General features: G+C 68.4%; 15 protein-coding genes. 9 read left to right on the forward strand and 6 right to left on the reverse strand.

The genetic code is table 11. The annotated features are described in order from the left end of the window. Positions 1-108 precede the first annotated feature (108 nt). Together murJ and RUH65_RS03830 are read right to left on the reverse strand one after the other, a co-directional pair. On the reverse strand, positions 109-2,019 hold the full coding sequence (gene murJ / locus RUH65_RS03825; RefSeq protein ID WP_313815870.1) for a lipid II flippase MurJ: 1,911 nt from the start codon (positions 2,017-2,019) through the stop codon (positions 109-111). Then, positions 2,016-2,609: an NUDIX hydrolase gene (locus tag RUH65_RS03830; RefSeq protein ID WP_313815871.1), complete on the reverse strand. Its 594-nt coding sequence runs from the start codon at positions 2,607-2,609 to the stop codon at positions 2,016-2,018. The genes murJ and RUH65_RS03830 overlap by 4 nt, the downstream gene beginning before the upstream one ends. A gap of 105 nt (positions 2,610-2,714) precedes the next feature. On the opposite strand from RUH65_RS03830, the gene RUH65_RS03835 reads away from it, so the two are divergent. Beyond that, complete coding sequence (locus RUH65_RS03835; protein WP_313815872.1) at positions 2,715-4,394, forward strand: HD domain-containing protein; 1,680 nt, start codon at positions 2,715-2,717, stop codon at positions 4,392-4,394. On the opposite strand, the gene RUH65_RS03840 is transcribed toward RUH65_RS03835, so the two are convergent. The 3 genes from RUH65_RS03840 to RUH65_RS03850 all read right to left on the reverse strand — a co-directional run bounded on the left by RUH65_RS03840 (position 4,391) and on the right by RUH65_RS03850 (position 8,065). Then, positions 4,391-6,148 (reverse strand): formate--tetrahydrofolate ligase, encoded by a 1,758-nt coding sequence (locus RUH65_RS03840; protein WP_313815873.1) that lies wholly within the window; start codon positions 6,146-6,148, stop codon positions 4,391-4,393. The genes RUH65_RS03835 and RUH65_RS03840 overlap by 4 nt on opposite strands. Positions 6,149-6,302: 154 nt before the next feature. After that, positions 6,303-6,464, reverse strand: a complete 162-nt coding sequence (locus RUH65_RS03845) for a hypothetical protein (protein WP_170144596.1) — start codon at positions 6,462-6,464, stop codon at positions 6,303-6,305. A 515-nt stretch (positions 6,465-6,979) separates the two neighbouring features. After that, positions 6,980-8,065 (reverse strand): inositol-3-phosphate synthase, encoded by a 1,086-nt coding sequence (locus tag RUH65_RS03850; RefSeq protein WP_313815874.1) that lies wholly within the window; start codon positions 8,063-8,065, stop codon positions 6,980-6,982. A 256-nt stretch (positions 8,066-8,321) separates the two neighbouring features. Here RUH65_RS03850 and RUH65_RS03855 point away from each other — a divergent pair, with 256 nt between their 5' ends. The 6 genes from RUH65_RS03855 (at position 8,322) to rplI (ending at position 13,497) form a co-directional block, all read left to right on the forward strand. Further along, the gene (locus RUH65_RS03855; protein ID WP_313815875.1) at positions 8,322-9,923 is read left to right on the forward strand and encodes a glycosyltransferase 87 family protein; all 1,602 of its coding nucleotides are present in this window, start codon (positions 8,322-8,324) and stop codon (positions 9,921-9,923) included. A gap of 4 nt (positions 9,924-9,927) precedes the next feature. Next, on the forward strand, positions 9,928-11,325 hold the full coding sequence (locus tag RUH65_RS03860; RefSeq protein ID WP_313815876.1) for a M18 family aminopeptidase: 1,398 nt from the start codon (positions 9,928-9,930) through the stop codon (positions 11,323-11,325). A 254-nt stretch (positions 11,326-11,579) separates the two neighbouring features. Beyond that, a complete protein-coding gene (gene rpsF / locus RUH65_RS03865; RefSeq protein ID WP_115932459.1) occupies positions 11,580-11,894 on the forward strand; it encodes a 30S ribosomal protein S6 in 315 nt (104 codons plus the stop codon). An 88-nt stretch (positions 11,895-11,982) separates the two neighbouring features. Continuing rightward, the gene (locus RUH65_RS03870) at positions 11,983-12,561 is read left to right on the forward strand and encodes a single-stranded DNA-binding protein (RefSeq protein WP_313815877.1); all 579 of its coding nucleotides are present in this window, start codon (positions 11,983-11,985) and stop codon (positions 12,559-12,561) included. Between the two features lie 200 nt (positions 12,562-12,761). After that, positions 12,762-13,001 (forward strand): 30S ribosomal protein S18, encoded by a 240-nt coding sequence (gene rpsR, locus RUH65_RS03875; protein WP_010144869.1) that lies wholly within the window; start codon positions 12,762-12,764, stop codon positions 12,999-13,001. A 31-nt stretch (positions 13,002-13,032) separates the two neighbouring features. Further along, a complete protein-coding gene (rplI, locus tag RUH65_RS03880; protein ID WP_313815878.1) occupies positions 13,033-13,497 on the forward strand; it encodes a 50S ribosomal protein L9 in 465 nt (154 codons plus the stop codon). Between the two features lie 125 nt (positions 13,498-13,622). Here rplI and RUH65_RS03885 read toward each other — a convergent pair whose 3' ends face one another. Next, on the reverse strand, positions 13,623-14,063 hold the full coding sequence (locus RUH65_RS03885) for a DUF1801 domain-containing protein (RefSeq protein WP_313815879.1): 441 nt from the start codon (positions 14,061-14,063) through the stop codon (positions 13,623-13,625). 605 nt (positions 14,064-14,668) lie between these two features. Here RUH65_RS03885 and dnaB point away from each other — a divergent pair. Together dnaB and RUH65_RS03895 are read left to right on the forward strand one after the other, a co-directional pair. After that, the gene (gene dnaB, locus RUH65_RS03890; RefSeq protein WP_371300600.1) at positions 14,669-16,066 is read left to right on the forward strand and encodes a replicative DNA helicase; all 1,398 of its coding nucleotides are present in this window, start codon (positions 14,669-14,671) and stop codon (positions 16,064-16,066) included. Between the two features lie 19 nt (positions 16,067-16,085). Beyond that, positions 16,086-16,862, forward strand: coding sequence for a M50 family metallopeptidase (locus RUH65_RS03895; protein WP_313815880.1), 777 nt, complete (start codon positions 16,086-16,088; stop codon positions 16,860-16,862). Positions 16,863-16,999 lie beyond the last annotated feature (137 nt).

Here is a 16,999-nt window from a genome sequence, read left to right on the forward strand (position 1 = left end):
CCACTGCGGGCAGTGGCCGGCCACGGGCGGGCCCGGGTGCGGTCGGGTCCATGCTACGGCCGCGGGTGGGTTGGTGCGCGGTGAACCGCCGGACGGCCGTTCAGGAAATTACCGGGCCAACCCGGGGATTTTCCGGGCCAGCGGCCCGAGGAACTCGGTCAGCTCGGGTAGCCGCATGGCGCGGAGCATCACGAAGTACACCACCATCATGACCAGTCCGACAACGGCGCAGCTCACCAGGGCGGTGATGATCGTGGACCACGGGAACCCGCCGGAGTACCCTCCGATCAGCCACAGCACGAGGGCGCCGGCCAGGCCGGAGACGACGGCGGCCACACCGGTGCGCAGGTAGGCGTCCAGGACCTCGCCGGAGCCGTAGTCCCCATAGTGGCGGCGGACCAGCATATGGGCGGCGACGAACTGGCCCACGTGCAGGAGGGTGAACACGGAGACCATGAGGTAGGCCATGGTCCAGCTGGGCATGAAGATCGAGGCAACGTAGGCGATGACCAGCGTGCACGCCGCGGTCCCGACCTGCACCAGCATGGGGATCCGCGCGTTCTCGGCCGCATAGAACAGGCGCATCAGATAGATGTGCGCCGAGCGGAACGGCATGCCCAGGGCGAGCAGGATGAGCAGCTGTCCGATGGCCACGGCGGAGGCCGCAGCGGTCTCCGAGGAGCCGGCGAAGACGCGTCCCAGCGGCCCAGCGAGGACGAGCACCACGACGGTGGAGAACATCATCGGCACCGCGAAGTTCCGCAGGCCCCGGCTGATCGTGGCCAGGGCCCCCGGGACATCGTCCCGGTGCAGTGACCGTGCGAGTTGGTTGAACAGCACGGTGGCCAGGGACAGGACGAACACCGAATGGGGCAGCACGGTGATCAGCTGGGCGATGTTCAACGCCATGAGCCCGGGAATCGAGGCCTCGACGACGGCGGGGTCCAGACCTTCGAACGGCCCTCCGGACGTGCTGGCCTCCCCCAGGGAGGCACGGGCCTCCGTGGCACCGGAGACCAGGCGGGCGACCAGCAGGTTGACGACGTTGCCGGCCATCATGGTCACGAGGGTGTACCCGGCGAGTTTGCCCGTGGACCGCAGTCCCATGCCCTTCCAGCCGAACTTCGGCTTCAGCCCCAGCCCGAGCCGGCTCAGCGGGATGAAGAGCACGAGGGCCTGAACCACGATCCCGAGGGTGTGCCCGCCGGCCAGCAGGACCGTCTGGCCGGTGGTCCACTCCGCCAGTTGATCGCCGCCGGCCTGGTAGGAGCCGAACATCGCGAGGTAGAGGCCGATGACACCGATCGCCACCACGTTGTTGGCCACCGGGGCCCACATGTACGCGCCGAAACGGCCGTTGGCGTTGAGGACCTGCCCCAGCACCGCGTACACGCCATAGAAGAAGATCTGGGGAAAGGTCCACAGCGCGAACGCCGTGCCCAGGGTCAGCATCGCCGGGGACCAATTGCTGGTCAGGGCCACCATGATGGGGGCGGCCGCGAGCGTGATGACCAGGGTGGCCGCGGCCATGACCAGCACCGCGAGGGTGATCAGCCTCGAGGTGTAGTCGGAGCCCTTGTCCGGCTTCTTGGCCGCCTTGATGAGTTGTGGGACCAGCACCACGTTGAACACGCCGCCGGCCAGCAGCATGTAGATGATGTTCGGGATGGTGTTCGCGGACTCGAAAATGTCCGCGGCCATGGCGGTCGAACCGATGGCCACGGTGAGCAGGGCCGTGCGGACGAAACCGAGGATGCGGGACACCAGCGTGCCCGCGGCCATGATGGCACTGGACTTCGCCGTGCTGTCCGCCTCGGAGGCAGCGGCCGAGGACGTGACAGAAGCGGACGCTGAAGCGGGGTCGGACGCGGTGACGGGAGCGGGGTCAGGAGCGGGAACCGGAGCAGAAGGACGGGCGGTGTTCCCGGGACGGCGTGGGGGCACGGAGCCGGTGCGCCGCGGACCGGCGGAATCGCCGCGGTCCGGGGTGTCCGGCGTCGTGGTGGGGGTGTTCTTCACCGCTCGGAGTCCGACAGGTCCTGGAACCTGTCCTCATAGTCGGGGAGCACGTCCCGCGCGAGGTCCACGATCCGGCGCTCGTTCGGGAAGGACAGCTTGGCGTTGAGCACGTCCAGGCCGACCCAGGCGACGTCCACGGCCTCATGGTCCGGGTCGTTCTCCGTGGTCAGCTCGCCGCCCGTGGCCCGGAGGAGGTAGTGGTGCACGGTCTTGTGCACGCGGTGGCTGGACACGGTGAACCAGTAGTCGATGGATCCCAGCGACGCCAGGATGTCCCCGGCGATCCCGGTCTCCTCCTCGACCTCGCGGATGGCCGCCGCGCCGTGCGACTCGACGCCCTCCGGATGGCCCTTCGGCAGGCACCACTCCAGCCGGCCGCCGCGGTTGTACCGGGCGATGATGGCGACCTCGAGCCGGCCGCCGAACCGGCGCACCACCAGTCCGCCGGCGGAGATCTCCTCCACCGTGGGCAGGGAGCCCTGGGGGGACTCGCCGGGCGTGCCCGGTTGTCCCGGGCGCCGGGGCACACGCCGGCCCACCGATGCGGTGAGCGGAGTGCGCTTGGGGGCGCTCGGAACGGGATGAGCCATGCATTCCACTGTAGCGGGCCGAACCGGAACCGCATCCGGCACCACTGGAGTCAGCACACCGGTGGTCCTCACCGGGCCCCTGGATCTGGCACCCTTAAGCACACGATGAATCCCACCGCTCCCTCCTCTCCTTCGTCCGGCTCGCCCGCCCGCGCCGGTGTCCAGCCCTCCGGCGGTGACCTCGCCGACCTGGTTGACCGAACCGACCTCGTCGCCTTGCCCGTGGGGTTCCCGACCGGTGCCGGTCTTCCCCCCGTGGTCCTGGAACTGGGGCGGCTGTTCGAGTCCGCCGGACACGAGCTGTCCCTGGTGGGCGGCCCGGTCCGGGACCTGTTCCTCGGCCGGGTGTCCCCGGACCTGGACTTCACCACCGACGCGGACCCGGATGTCACCTTGAGGATCGCCCGGAAGTGGGCGGATGCGCACTGGGACATCGGCCGGAAATTCGGCACCATCGGCTTCTCGAAGGGTGGCTGGCAACTCGAGGTCACCACCTACCGCGCGGAGAAGTACGACCGCGACTCCCGCAAGCCGCAGGTCGCCTTCGGGGACTCCCTCGAGGAGGATTTGCTGCGCCGCGATTTCACCGTCAACGCGATGGCCATCCGGCTGCCCTCCCTGGACCTCGTGGATTTGTTCGGCGGGGTGAAGGACCTGGCCGCCGGACTGCTGCGCACGCCCGGGACGCCCGAGGACTCCTTCTCCGATGACCCGCTGCGGATGATGCGTGCCGCCCGGTTCGCCTCCCAGCTGGGCATCGGCGTGGACCCCTCCGTGGTGGAGGCGATGACCGAGATGGCCGAGCGGATCACGATCATCTCCGCCGAACGCGTCCGGGACGAGCTGGTCAAGCTGGTCAACGGAACCCGTCCGCGGGACGGCCTCAACCTGCTCGTGGATACCGGCCTGGCCGAGCACGTGCTGCCCGAGCTGCCGGCACTGGAGCTGGAGACGGACGAGCACCACCGCCACAAGGACGTCTACGAGCACTCGCTGACGGTCCTGGAGCAGGCGATGGACCACGAGTACCCCGCCGAGCTCGAGGAGCGGTGGAAGGCGGAGCACCCGGAAGCGTCGGCCGACGGGCCAGCCGGGGCCGGGGGGCCCACCCAGGGCGGCGGGCCAGCCGACGACCGCGAGGGTGAGGCGGACGCAGAACGGTTCGCACCGCCCTCGGGCACCTATGTTGCCGCGCCGGACTTCGTCCTGCGCTTTGCGGCCCTGATGCACGACGTCGGCAAGCCCGCGACCCGGCGCTTCGAACCGAACGGGGCGGTGACCTTCCGCCACCACGACGTGGTGGGGGCCAAGCTGGTCAAGCAGCGGATGCGGGCGCTGAAGTTCGACAACGACACGATCAAGGCGGTGGCCCGGCTGGTCGAGTTGCACATGAGGTTCTACGGCTACGGAGACGCGGGGTGGACCGATTCCGCCGTGCGCCGCTACGTGGCAGACGCCGGCCCGGTGCTGCCGCGGCTGCACGCCCTGACCCGTTCGGACGTCACCACGCGCAATCGCCGCAAGGCCGAGCGGCTGGCGTTCGCGTACGACGACCTGGAACGGCGCATGGTGGAGATCGCCGAGAGGGAGGAGCTCCAGGCGGTGCGGCCGGACCTGGACGGGTCCCAGGTCATGCGGATTCTCGGGATCAAGCCCGGACCCGTGGTGGGGCGCGCCTACCAGCACCTGCTGGAGTACCGCCTGGACGAGGGTCCGCACGATGAGGAGACGGCGACGGCCGAGCTGTTGCGCTGGTGGGCCGAGCAGCCGGAGTCAGTCCGCTAGAAGAGGCCCGTGACGATGCCGTCCGCGTCCACGTCCATGGAGTCGGCCGCAGGTTCCCTCGGCAGCCCGGGCATGGTCATCACGGCGCCGGTCAGGGCGACCACGAAGCCGGCGCCCGGCCGCAGGAGCAATTCCCGGACCAGGACGGTGAAGTCGCTGGGTGCCCCCAGGACCGCCGGGTCATCGGTGAACGAGTACTGGGTCTTGGCCATGCACACGGGCAGGTGGTCCCAGCCCTCCTCGGCCAGTTCGACGAGCTGCCGGGCGGCGGCGGGTGCATACTCCACCGCGGATCCGCCGTAGATCTGGGTCACCACGGCCTCGATCCGCTCCGCGACCGTCATGTCCGCGGTCCAGAGGGAATGCCAGCCGGAGTCCACGCCCTCGGCGGGCAGCACCTCGAGGAGCCGGCGGGCCACGCCGAGGGCACCCGCCCCGCCGCGGGCCCAGACCTCCGCCACCGCGGCGGGCACGCCCCGGCGCGCGCACCAGCCGGTCAGCCAGTCCAGTTCGGCCTCGGTGTCCTGGGGGAATCGATTGATCGCGACGACCACGGGCACCCCGTAGGCGGCCATGTTCTCGATATGCCGGGCCAGGTTGGCGACACCGGCCTCCAGCGCCTCGAGATGGTGCTGCTCCGCGCCCCCGGAGTTCCGGTCGAGCTCCCGCAGGGCCATCCCGCCATTGAGCTTGAGGGCCCGCACCGTGGCGACGATGACGCTGGCCGCCGGCGGGAAGCCCCCGGCCACGGACGTGATGTCCATGAACTTCTGACCCCCCAGGTCCGCGCCGAATCCGGCCTCGGTGACCACCAGGTCGGCGAGCCTCCGGGCGGTGTTGGTGGCGGTGATGGAGTTGGCCCCGTGGGCGATGTTGGCGAAGGGCCCACCGTGGACGAAGGCGGCCGAGCCGCCCAGGGTCTGGACGAGGTTGGGGTGGAGCGCGTCCTTGAGCAACACCGCCATGGCCCCCTGCGCACCGTGCGGCCCCAGATCCCCGACCGTGACCGGCCGCTGGTCACGGGTCCGGCCGATGATGATGCGGGACAACCGGTCCTTGAGGTCCTCGAGGTCGGTGGCCAGGCAGAACACCGCCATGGTCTCGGTGGCCACCGTGATCTCGAAGCCGTTCTCCCGGGGGACCCCCTCGGTGCGGCCGCCGAGGCCGATGATGGTCTCGCGGAGGGCTCGGTCGTTCATGTCCAGGGCCCGCTTGATCGAGATCGTCCGCGGATCGAGGCCGAGGGCATTGCCCCGGTGGAGGTGGTTGTCCACGAGGGCGCAGAGCAGGTTGTGGGCTGAGGTGATGGCATGGAAGTCGCTCGTGAAGTGCAGGTTGATGTTCTCCATCGGCACCACTTGCGCGTATCCGCCGCCAGTGGCGCCGCCCTTCATGCCGAAAACGGGGCCGAGGGAGGGCTCACGGAGTGCGGCGATGGCGGTCTTGCCCGCCCAGGCCGCGGGGGCGTCCCCGGCCTGCGCCAAGAGGTTCAAGCCGTCCGTGAGGCCGACGGTGACGGTCGATTTCCCCTCACCGGCCGGCGTCGGGCTGATGCCGGTCACCAGCACGACCCGGCCGAGCCGGTTCGGGGTGCTGGGAGTGCCGTTCCCGGCGCCACCCGGGAGGAGCCGGGTGTCCACCTTTGCCATGTAGTGGCCGTAGGGGATGAGCGCGTCGGCGGGGATCCCGGTCCGGCGGGCGACGTCGGCCACCGGTTCGAGCGTCGCGGCCGCGGAGATCTCGGCGTTGTTCATGGGGGTGATCCTCGCATAGACGTTACGGAGCGGGGAACGGGCCCTGCCCCCCCGTCCCGGAAACGAGCGTGGCGGCCGACGGAGGACCTCGAACCGGCCGCGGGGGCCGATCCGAGGTCTCCGTCGACCGCCGGATGCGGATCGGGACGGCTGGTCACCGGGGAAAGATGATGAAGTCGGGCGGCAAGGGGATGTCGTCCCGGCTCGGGGACCGTTCCTGGTCAGGCAGGAAGGGTGCCGGGCGGAAGATGGTCCCGAAGCGCTGCTTGCCGGACCGCCGGCGTTTGCCGCGGTGGTCATCGAAGTGCTCACTCACGTGCTGTCACCCCCTTCCGTGGCTGAAGGGGGTCCGGTCAGGAACGTGGGGGCGTCGGACGCTGTGAAGAGATGGACAGACATGGCTGGGATTCCCTGGGTGGGGGCCTCAGCGATGGGCAAGCGGCTGGGGGACGTCGACCAGACGGGTGTCTGGAGGCGAGTCCTGCTCTACGGTTCTTCCAGGACGGGAAGGGTCCGGGAAGGGGAAGCTCAGCTGGTTGCGGTCAGCGCGGAGGCGGGGTTGGACAGATGAATGGCGGCGACTCCTGGCCAGGCCAGAGGGACGCCGGACGCGGTGTAGCCACCGTTCTCAGAGTCATTTCCATAGATCATCAATTTCCCCACCTCCTTCAGATGAGTCTGTCCGCCCGTGAAGAGCGGAAAAGCCGACAAGGAAGCGCGCCGAATCCTGACGGATCAGGGCACCATTGGAGGATAGCACCTGACTTGTGGCGTGCGACACCCCTACCGGTGGGTAGTTTCAGCGCCAGTCGAGCAGAGTGGTGAGGAGGCTCAGCGCTCGATCTCGCCGCGGATGAAGGCCTCCACGAGCTCGTGGGCCTCATCATCATGGTGCTGGACCGGCGGGGACTTCATGAAGTAGGAGGAGGCCGAGAGGATCGGCCCGCCGATGCCGCGGTCCAGGGCGATCTTGGCCGCACGGACGGCGTCGATGATGACGCCGGCGGAGTTCGGGGAGTCCCAGACCTCGAGCTTGTACTCGAGGGAGACGGGGGCGTCACCGAAGTTGCGGCCCTCGAGGCGGACGAAGGCCCACTTGCGGTCATCCAGCCAGGACACGTAGTCCGAGGGACCGATGTGCACGTCATCCTCGCCGAGCTTCGCGGAGGTGTTGGAGGTGACAGCCTGCGTCTTCGAGATCTTCTTGGACTCCAGGCGCTCACGCTCGAGCATGTTCTTGAAGTCCATGTTGCCGCCGACGTTCAGCTGGTAGGTGCGGTCCAGGGTGACACCGCGGTCCTCGAAGAGCTTCGCCATCACGCGGTGGGTGATGGTGGCGCCGATCTGGGACTTGATGTCATCGCCCACGATCGGCACGCCGGCGGCGGTGAACTTCTCGGCCCAAGCCGGGGTCCCCGCAATGAAGACGGGCAGGGCGTTGACGAAGGCGACCTTCGCGTCGATGGCGGCCTGGGCGTAGAACTTCGCGGCCTCCTCCGAGCCGACCGGGAGGTAGCAGACCATGACGTCGGCCTGAGTGTCCTTGAGGACCTGGACCACGTCGACCGGCTCGGCGTCCGACTCCTCGATCGTCTCGCGGTAGTACTTCCCAAGACCGTCCAGGGTCGGACCCCGTTGCACGGTCACCTGGGTGGCGGGGACATCGGCGATCTTGATGGTGTTGTTCTGGGAGGCGGTCAGGGCCTCGGAGAGCTCCAGGCCGACTTTCTGGGCGTCCACGTCGAACGCGGCCACGAACTCGAGGTCATCCACGTGATAGTCACCGAACTTCACGTGCATGAGCCCGGGGACCTTCTCGTCCACGGAGGCATTGCGGTAATACTCCACCCCCTGGATCAGCGAGGTGGCGCAGTTTCCCACGCCCGCAATGGCCACACGAATCGGGTTCTTAGACACCGGTACTCCTTGTTGTCCTGATGGTCCTGGGGCCGCACGCCGGGCGCGGCGGACCGGGTCCCGCACTCCGGGACTCAACGCTGGTGGGTGCCGACGATCCGAGTGGGCGCGGCACAACCCCATCCACTTTACGCCGGATGACGCCCGCGGACGGCATCGTGTCCAACGGTGCTGGGACCCTTGCTATTCCCGCCCTCGGCTTCCGGCCGTTCCCCGCCTCCCCTCGGGGCCGTTCCCCCTCCGTAGGATGGGGCCCATGAGCCTGCGCACCCCGGCCCCCGGCCCGCGGAAGGCCGGGGCCGCCCCGTCCACCACACCCGGCGGTCACGACGCCGGCCGTCCGCTCCCGGCCTCCGTCCCGTCCCGCACGGACGGGCTGGTGCGCCGGATGCGCGAGATGCTCGGCGGGCCAGTAGGCCGGCACACCGTCCCCGGGCGGATGGCGGGCACCTTCTTCACGCCCATGCGGGTCCTGATCCTGCTGACCACCCTCTCGGCGATCGTCGCTGTGCTGCTGAAGTCCCCCTGCCGGCTGAACGGCTGGGGCCAGCCCACGGTGTACTACGCCGGCTGCTACTCGGACTGGTCAGCCCTCTACGGCGGCCGCGGCTTCGCCGAGGACCCGTTCGCCCCCTTTGCCGCGGGGGCGAGTTTCGAGTACCCGGTGCTGATGTCCGTGGTGGCCTCGATCGCGGCGGTGATCTCCCAGACGCTGCCGTTCTCGGACCTCAACCCCTCGCTGGCCTACTGGGATGTGAACTTCGTGTTCACCGCGGTGCTGTGGATCGTCACCGTGGTGGTCACGGCCAAGTCCGCCGGAAGGCGGCCGTGGGATGCGCTCATGGTGGCCGTGGCCCCGGGCATCATCCTGGCCGGCTCCGTGAACTGGGATCTCTGGGCGGTCGCGCTGCTGGCGGTGGGGATGTGGCTGTTCGGCGGCCGCAGGCCTCTGCTGGCCGGGATCTTCTTCGGCCTTGGTGCCGCCATGAAGCTCTATCCGCTGCTGATCCTCGGCGCGTTGCTCATCCTGGCGGTCCGCTCCCTGAAGTGGGCGCCGTTCCTCTGGGCCGCACTGGGGACCGTGGCGGCCTGGTTGGCGGTCAACCTGCCGATGATGATCGGCAACGTCCAGGCGTGGAGCGTGTTCTTCACCTTCTCCGGGGAGCGCGGCCCGGGGCTGAGCTCGGTCTGGCACGCATGGGACGTGACCATGGGCAAGATCGGCGGGCCGACCATCAACGCCGAGCAGCTGTCCCTGCTGGCCTACGGCGCCTTCTTCGCCTGCTGCTGTGCCATCTTCGCGCTGGGCGTGCTGTGCCGCTTCCGGCCTCGGGTGGCTCACCTGGCCTTCCTGATCGTGGCCGCGTTCGTGCTCTGCAACAAGGTGTACTCGCCCCAGTTCGTCATCTGGCTCATCCCCCTCGCGGCGCTCGCCGCCCCACGCTGGCGCGACTTCCTGATCTGGCAGTTCCTGGAGGTCCTGCACTTCTGGGCCATCTGGATGTACCTGGCCAAGGGGGCCTCGGGCTCCGAGGTCCAGCACTCCATGGACGACACGTTCTACGTGCTGGCGATCCTCGGCCACATGGCCGCCACCCTCTACCTGATGTTCCGGGTGGTCGAGCAGATGCTCCACCCCTGGGAGGACCCGGTGCGCGCGTCCCTGCCCGGTGGGCGGATCTGGCGAACGGGCAACGCCGGACAGGGGCGGGTTGCGGCCGCCGCCCGGCTGGAATCGCTCGGCTTCGATCCCTCCGAGGCCCGCAGGCTCCCCGTGGACGATCCCTTGGGAGGGCTCTACGACGATGCTCCCGACCGGGCCCCCTGGTTGCTCAAGGGCCACGCCCCAGTACGGTAGGGCCATGACCGCACCGGACACCGACGCACCCCGCTTGACCCCGGACCTTCCCGCGTACCTGCAGGATCTGGCCGACTTCGTGATGGCCAGTCCCTCGAGCTATCACGCCGCCGCCGAGGTGGCCCGCCGCCTCGAGGCCGCCGGCTATGCCCGCGTGGACGAGCGCCTGGATTTCCCGGCGGAGCCGGGCGGGTATGTCCTGGTCCGGGACGGTGCCGTGATGGCCTGGCGGATTCCCGACGCCGGCCGCACCTCCGCCACCCCGGTGTTCCGGATCCTGGGAGCGCACACCGATTCACCGACGTTCAAACTCAAGCCACGGCCGTCCACCGCCCGGGAGGGCTGGCTGCAGGCCGGAGTCGAGGTCTACGGCGGACCCCTGCTGAACTCCTGGCTGGACCGTGAACTCTGCTTCGCCGGCCGCATGGTGACCGTGGACGGACGGGAACACCTGGTCCGCACCGGGCCGATCGCCCGGTTCCCGCAACTGGCCGTCCACCTGGACCGTGAGGTCAACAACGGCCTGAAGCTGGACCGGCAGCAGCACCTGCATCCGGTCTGGGGCGCCGTGCCGGTGGGAGACCACGGCGGACGGAACGCGGACCTGCCGACCGACATCCTGGCCGTCCTGGCGCGCACCGCCGGACTGGACGCTGACGAGGTGGCCGGCTTCGACGTCGTGATGGCCGATACCCAGGCCCCTGGGGTGTTCGGGGCCTCCGGTGAGCTCTTCGCCTCCGGCCGGTTGGACAACCTCTCCTCCGTCCACGCCGGTCTGGTGGCCCTGGAGTCCCTGAGCGCCTCCGGTGCGGACGCCAGCGCGGGGGGTGTGGTGGCGGACGGAGTGTCCGGCGAGTCCGCCGGGGCGCCGGTGATCCCGGTGCTGGCGGCCTTCGACCACGAGGAACTCGGCTCCGCGTCCCGCTCCGGTGCGGCCGGTCCCGTGCTCGAGGACGTGCTGCGCCGGGTGCTGGACGTCATGGGCGTGTCGGGTCAGGGAGCCGCACGGTCGTTCGCGGGCTCGTGGCTGCTCTCGGCCGATGCCGGGCACCTGGTCCACCCGAACTATGCCGAACGGCACGACCCGGTGAACCACCCCCGGGCCAACGGCGGCCCGCTGCTGAAGATCAACGCCAACCAGCGCTATTCCACGGATGCCGCCGGGGCTGCCGCCTTCGCCCGCTGGTGCGGGGTGGCCGGGGTTCCGTTCCAGGAGTTCGTGTCCAACAACGGCGTGCCGTGCGGTTCCACGATCGGCCCGATCTCCGCGACCCGGCTGGGCATCCGGACCGTGGACGTGGGCATCGGGCTGTTGTCCATGCACTCGGCCCGCGAGATGTGCGGCGCCGAAGACCCGGCACGGCTGGCCGGGGCCGCCACCGCCTTCTACAACGGCGTCTGATCAGCACCACTGCACCGAAGGCAGGGGTGCGGTGCGTTGTCCACAGTGCTGTGCCCGGGGCTGGTGCCGGTGGGCCGGAGCGGGTGAGACTGGGATCGATCCCCCGGATTCCGGTTCGCGGCCAGCGCGGGCACAGGGTAGGATAGCCAAGGTTTTCTGCGTGCCGTCCCATGACGGGCTCCGCGCAGATCCATCGCACAGAACCTCCTGTTACGGAAGTACCGTGACCGTCAGCCCAAAGGAGGTGGGTTCGCATGCGTGCATATGAACTGATGGTGCTGGTTGATCCCGAAGTGGATGAGCGCACCGTTGAACCGACCCTGCAGAAGTACCTGGAGGTCGTCACCAAGGACGGCGGCTCCGTGGACAAGTTCGATCTCTGGGGCCGGCGTCGCCTGTCCTACGAGATCCAGAAGAAGGCTGAGGCCATCTACGCGGTCATCAACTTCACCAGCTCCCCGGAGACCTCCAAGGAGCTGGACCGACTGCTGGGTCTGAACGAGACCATCCTCCGCACCAAGATCACTCGCCCGGAAGAGCAGAAGATCTCCGCGGAGACCGCAGAGTAATTCCCGTGTTGGCATCCTCTGGGAAGCCGCACACCCACGCCGATATCACCGCCGGACGGCACGGACGTTAGGCACTACAGGAGGCATCATGGCCGGAGAAACCGTCATCACCGTTGTTGGAAACCTGACGTCCGACCCGGAGCTTCGGTTCACCCCCTCGGGTGCTGCCGTGGCGAATTTCACCATCGCCTCCACGCCTCGGACGTTCGACCGCCAGTCCAACGAGTGGAAGGACGGGGAAACCCTGTTCCTCCGCGCGTCGATCTGGCGCGAGGCGGCGGAGAACGTGGCCGAATCGCTGACCAAGGGCACCCGCGTGGTCGCCCAGGGGCGGCTGAAGGCCCGGAGCTACGAGACCCGTGAGGGCGAGAAGCGTACGTCGTACGAGCTGGACGTCGATGAGATCGGTCCCTCGCTGCGCTACGCCACCGCCAAGGTCACCAAGTCCAACCGCTCCGGCGGGGGCGGCTTCGGTGGCAACTCCGGTGGTGGCTTCGGCGGCGGTCAGGGTGGCGGCGGCTTCAACCAGGGGGGCAGCCCCGGCGGCCAGGGCGGCGGGAACGCCGGCTGGGGTGCCGGCGGCGGCCAGCAGAACGATCCGTGGGGTGGCTCTTCCAGCTCCGCCGGATCCTGGGAGACCCCGGGCAACGACGAACCTCCGTTCTGATCCCGGACCTGCGCCCACACCGCATCATCCAGGGCTGGTGTTCCACCAGCCCCACCCACCGGCCTCCGGTGCCCTCGGGCACTGACTGACCGGATGTCGTCGGGAACCGTTTCCCGCACGGCACAGCAGGTGGCGATCCACCTGCGATCCCATCCCGCAGAACCGTTCTGCGGGCTCCCGAATATCGAAGGAGCACCACGATGGCGAAGGCTGAAATCCGTAAGCCCAAACCAAAGTCCAACCCCCTGAAGGCCGCTGACATCACCGTCATCGACTACAAGGACGTTGCACTGCTGCGCAAGTTCATCTCCGACCGCGGCAAGATCCGCGCGCGTCGCGTGACCGGCGTGACCGTGCAGGAGCAGCGCAAGATCGCCCAGGCCATCAAGAACGCCCGTGAGGTTGCTTTGCTTCCTTACTCCGGCGCTGGCCGCGGCTGATCGACCGAGTCGAGGAAGGAACAGATACCAGATGGCAAAGCTCATTCTGACCCAGGAAGTGACTGGCCTGGGCTCCGCCGGTGACGTCGTCGACGTCAAGAACGGCTACGCCCGCAATTACCTGCTGCCGCGCGGTTTCGCGACCCCGTGGACCAAGGGTGGGGAGAAGCAGGTCGAGTCGATCAAGACGGCCCGCCAGATCCGCGCCGTGAAGTCCCTCGAGGAGGCTCAGGCCCTGGCTGCACAGCTCCAGGCGTCCGCGGTCAAGCTCGAGGTCACCGCCGGTGAGGGCGGCCGCCTGTTCGGCGCCGTCAAGGCCGCCGACGTGGCTGATGCTGTCGAGGCCGCAGGCCGCGGCAGCATCGACAAGCGCGTCGTGACCCTGCCGTCCGCCATCAAGGCGACCGGCCGGTTCCAGGCCCACGCACGTCTGCACGAGGATGTCCTGGCCGTGATCGACCTGGACGTCGTCGCAGCCAAGGCAAAGAAGAAGTAACTGCAGAAGTAGTTGCAGATGTAACCGACGGAGTGGCCAGATGGTCCACGTCGGTTCTCAGGACCCCCCGCGGCCTTTAACCGGCTCACCGGAATTGTCGGCCCGCCCGTGGGCTCGGGTCCGCGTTAGCCGTCGGTGCGGGGTTGATCGACGACCTCCGTCATGTGGCGGTAGCCCGTCTGCATGAGTTCTTCCAGAACCAGCAGGTCCACGTCCGCCAGGGTGTTCACGTAGAGGCACCCCTTGCCGACTTTGTGCTTGCCGAGCCGGGACAGCAGTTCGGGGGCCTCCGGCTGCACGAGGAGGCCGTACAGGGACTGGCTGGCCTTCCGCGGGGCGAAGCCGACAGCAAGGGCATCTCCCCGGTGCCCAGACTCATACTCGTAGTGGTAGCTGCCGTAACCGACCATGGTCGGTCCCCACATGACGGGTTCCTCTCGCGTCACGCGTCGGAACATCTCGTCCAGGACCTCGGCATCGGCACGGCGGACGGGATGCTCCACCTGCGCGATGAACTCCTGGACGGGTGCCTGGGTGGGTTTCGTCTTGTTCTCATAGCCGGCCATGCGCCTATCATTCCAGTCCCTTCACCGGGAGGGAATGTGAAATCGCCAGGAGGCCGATAGGCGCTGAACGGGTGTCCGGCGTGACAGATGTGACAACTCGGGTGGTCATAGGCTCCCCGGGTGGCCGCAACCAGCGGTATTGGAGCATACAACCGCGGGTACAAACCATGTGGACAAACTGTGGATAACTCTGAAGAGTGAGGCCCTCGGGTTGCATCAATGGCGCTGGTGGTGCTAGATCACCGCCCGTAATCCCCAAGCAAATTCTTTTCTATCCACAGCCTGAAAAGCCTGTAAGCCCTTGTCAGACAACGAATGCGCAGGAATACACAGGTTAATCCCCGAAGTTGTCCCCACACTGTGCACACAACACGCCGCTGAATCCACACGTTATCCACAGGTCGTGTGGAATACCCGGTTGAGGGAGGGGCGACCGGCGAGTAGTGTCTCGGGGTATCCCCTTCAGGCGGAGCCGGGTATTGGCTGGGGTTCACGGCGCACATCCGGCACGACATCGTCTGCGGAATCCGTCGCTTCGGGACAACCGGTGCGGCGGATTCCTCTGGGGACATTCGCACCGCGAGGAGTTTGCCGGGCCGTCCGGTATGGGAAAGGGAATCGAGTACTTGGCATCAGAGGATTTTGATTCCACCGACGGCGCCGGCGGCTCGCGGGCCCATCTTCTTCCACCGCAGGATTTGGTGGCCGAGCAGTCCGTGCTCGGGGGCATGATGCTCTCCAAGGACGCCATCGCGGACGTCGTGGAACTGCTGCGGGGCAACGACTTCTACAAGCCGGCCCACGAGATGATCTATGAGGCGGTCATCGACCTCTACGGCCGCGGTGAGCCCGCTGACGCCGTCACGGTGGCAGACCTGCTCAACAAGCGGCAGGAACTCTCCCGCATCGGCGGCCCGGCCGTTCTCCACGAACTCATCCAATCGGTCCCCACCGCCGCCAACGCCGGCTTCTACGCCGAGATCGTCCGGGAGAAGGGCGTGCTCCGCCGCCTCGTCCAGGCCGGCACCAAGATCGTCCAGATGGGCTACGGCCAGGACGGCGAGGTCGAGGAGATCGTCAACGAGGCCCAGGCGGAGATCTACAAGGTCGCCGAGACCCGGCAGTCCGAGGATTATGTGGCCCTGTCCGGGATCCTCGAGCACACGGTGGACGAGATCGAGGCTGCGGGGTCCCAAGGCGAGGGCATGACCGGTGTCCCCACCGGCTTCTATGAGTTCGACGAGCTGACCCAGGGCCTGCACGGCGGCCAGATGATCGTCATCGCCGCCCGTCCCGCCGTCGGCAAGTCCACCCTCGCCCTGGACTTCGCGCGGGCCGCCGCCATCAAGAACAACATGACCTCCGTGTTCTTCTCCCTCGAGATGGGCAAGAACGAGATCGCGATGCGCCTGCTCTCGGCCGAGGCCACCATCGCGTTGCAGGACCTGCGCAAGGGCACCATCCGGGACGAGCAGTGGTCCAAGATCGCCGCCACCGTCGGCCGGCTCAACGACTCCCCGTTCTTCATCGACGACTCCCCGAACATGTCCATGATGGAGATCCGCGCCAAGTGCCGCCGCCTGAAGCAGAAGCACGACCTCAAGCTCGTGATCCTCGACTACCTGCAGCTGATGAGCTCCGGCAAGAAGGTTGAGTCACGCCAGCAGGAGGTCGCCGAGTTCTCCCGTGCCCTCAAGCTGCTGGCCAAGGAGCTCGACGTGCCAGTGATCGCGCTGTCCCAGCTGAACCGTGGGTCCGAGCAGCGCACGGACAAGAAGCCGCAGGTGTCCGACCTGCGTGAATCGGGTTCGATCGAGCAGGATGCGGACATGGTCATCCTGCTGCACCGCGAGGACATCTATGACAAGGAGTCCCCGCGGGCGGGCGAGGCGGACCTGATCGTGGCCAAGCACCGCAACGGCCCCACGAAGACCATCGTGCTCGGATTCCAGGGCCACTACTCGCGATTCTCCAACATGGCCCCCGACGCCGGCGGGTTCTGACGGTGCCCACGGCACCTCCGTGCCCCTCGCACCGCCGATGGACCTGTTGATGGATCTCGTGGCGGATCTCTGGGCGCGGGCCACCACTGCCCACGCACCACTGGACTGGCGGATCGTACTGGCCATGGCCGTCGTCGCGCTGGTGTCGGCCTGGACGCCGCCCGGCTACCGGGTGGTGCGCCACGGGGTGACCCTGGTGCACGAGGCCGGGCACGCGTCGGTGGCGGTGCTCGCGGGTCGGCGGCTCAGTGGCATCCGCCTGCATTCGGACACCTCGGGCGTGACCCTGTCCCGCGGCAGGCCGCGCGGGCCCGGGATGGTGCTGACCCTAGCGGCCGGCTATCCGGCCCCCGCGCTGGTGGGACTGGCGGGCGCCTGGCTCGTCGGGGCCGGTTATGCCGCCGGGTGGCTGTGGCTGCTGGCCCTGACCTGTGCGCTGATGCTGCTCATGATCCGCAACCTCTACGGGTTGTGGGTGGTGCTGGCGACCGGGGTGGCCGTGGGGGCGTTGTCCTGGCTGGCCCCTCCCGTGATCCTCGTGGCGGCGGCGTACCTGGTGGTGTTTTCCTTACTGCTGGCGGCGCCTCGCTCCGTGATGGAGTTGCAGAGGCAGCGGCGCCGGATGCGCGCCACGGCCGGTGGCCGCAGCGGCTCCACGGCGGGCCTGGCCAGCGACGTCGACCAGCTGTCCCGTCTGACGCAGGTGCCGGCCGTGGTGTGGACCGGGGTGTTCTGGCTCGTCTGCGCCGGCTGCCTGGTGGCCGGCGGGTGGATGCTGTGGCCCGTGCGGTCATAGAGGTGTTGACTGCCCCGGCCACGGCGCTCCACGGTGGACCCACGCGGGGCACGCCCCGAGGACGATCTGCCCCGGGAGGGACACCATGGCATCGACTAGTACCACGACCACCGACCACGAAGAGATCCGCCGCTGGG

The sequence above is a fragment of the Citricoccus sp. genome (assembly GCF_032154715.1).
In the GTDB taxonomy this organism is placed as follows: Bacteria; Actinomycetota; Actinomycetes; order Actinomycetales; family Micrococcaceae; genus Citricoccus.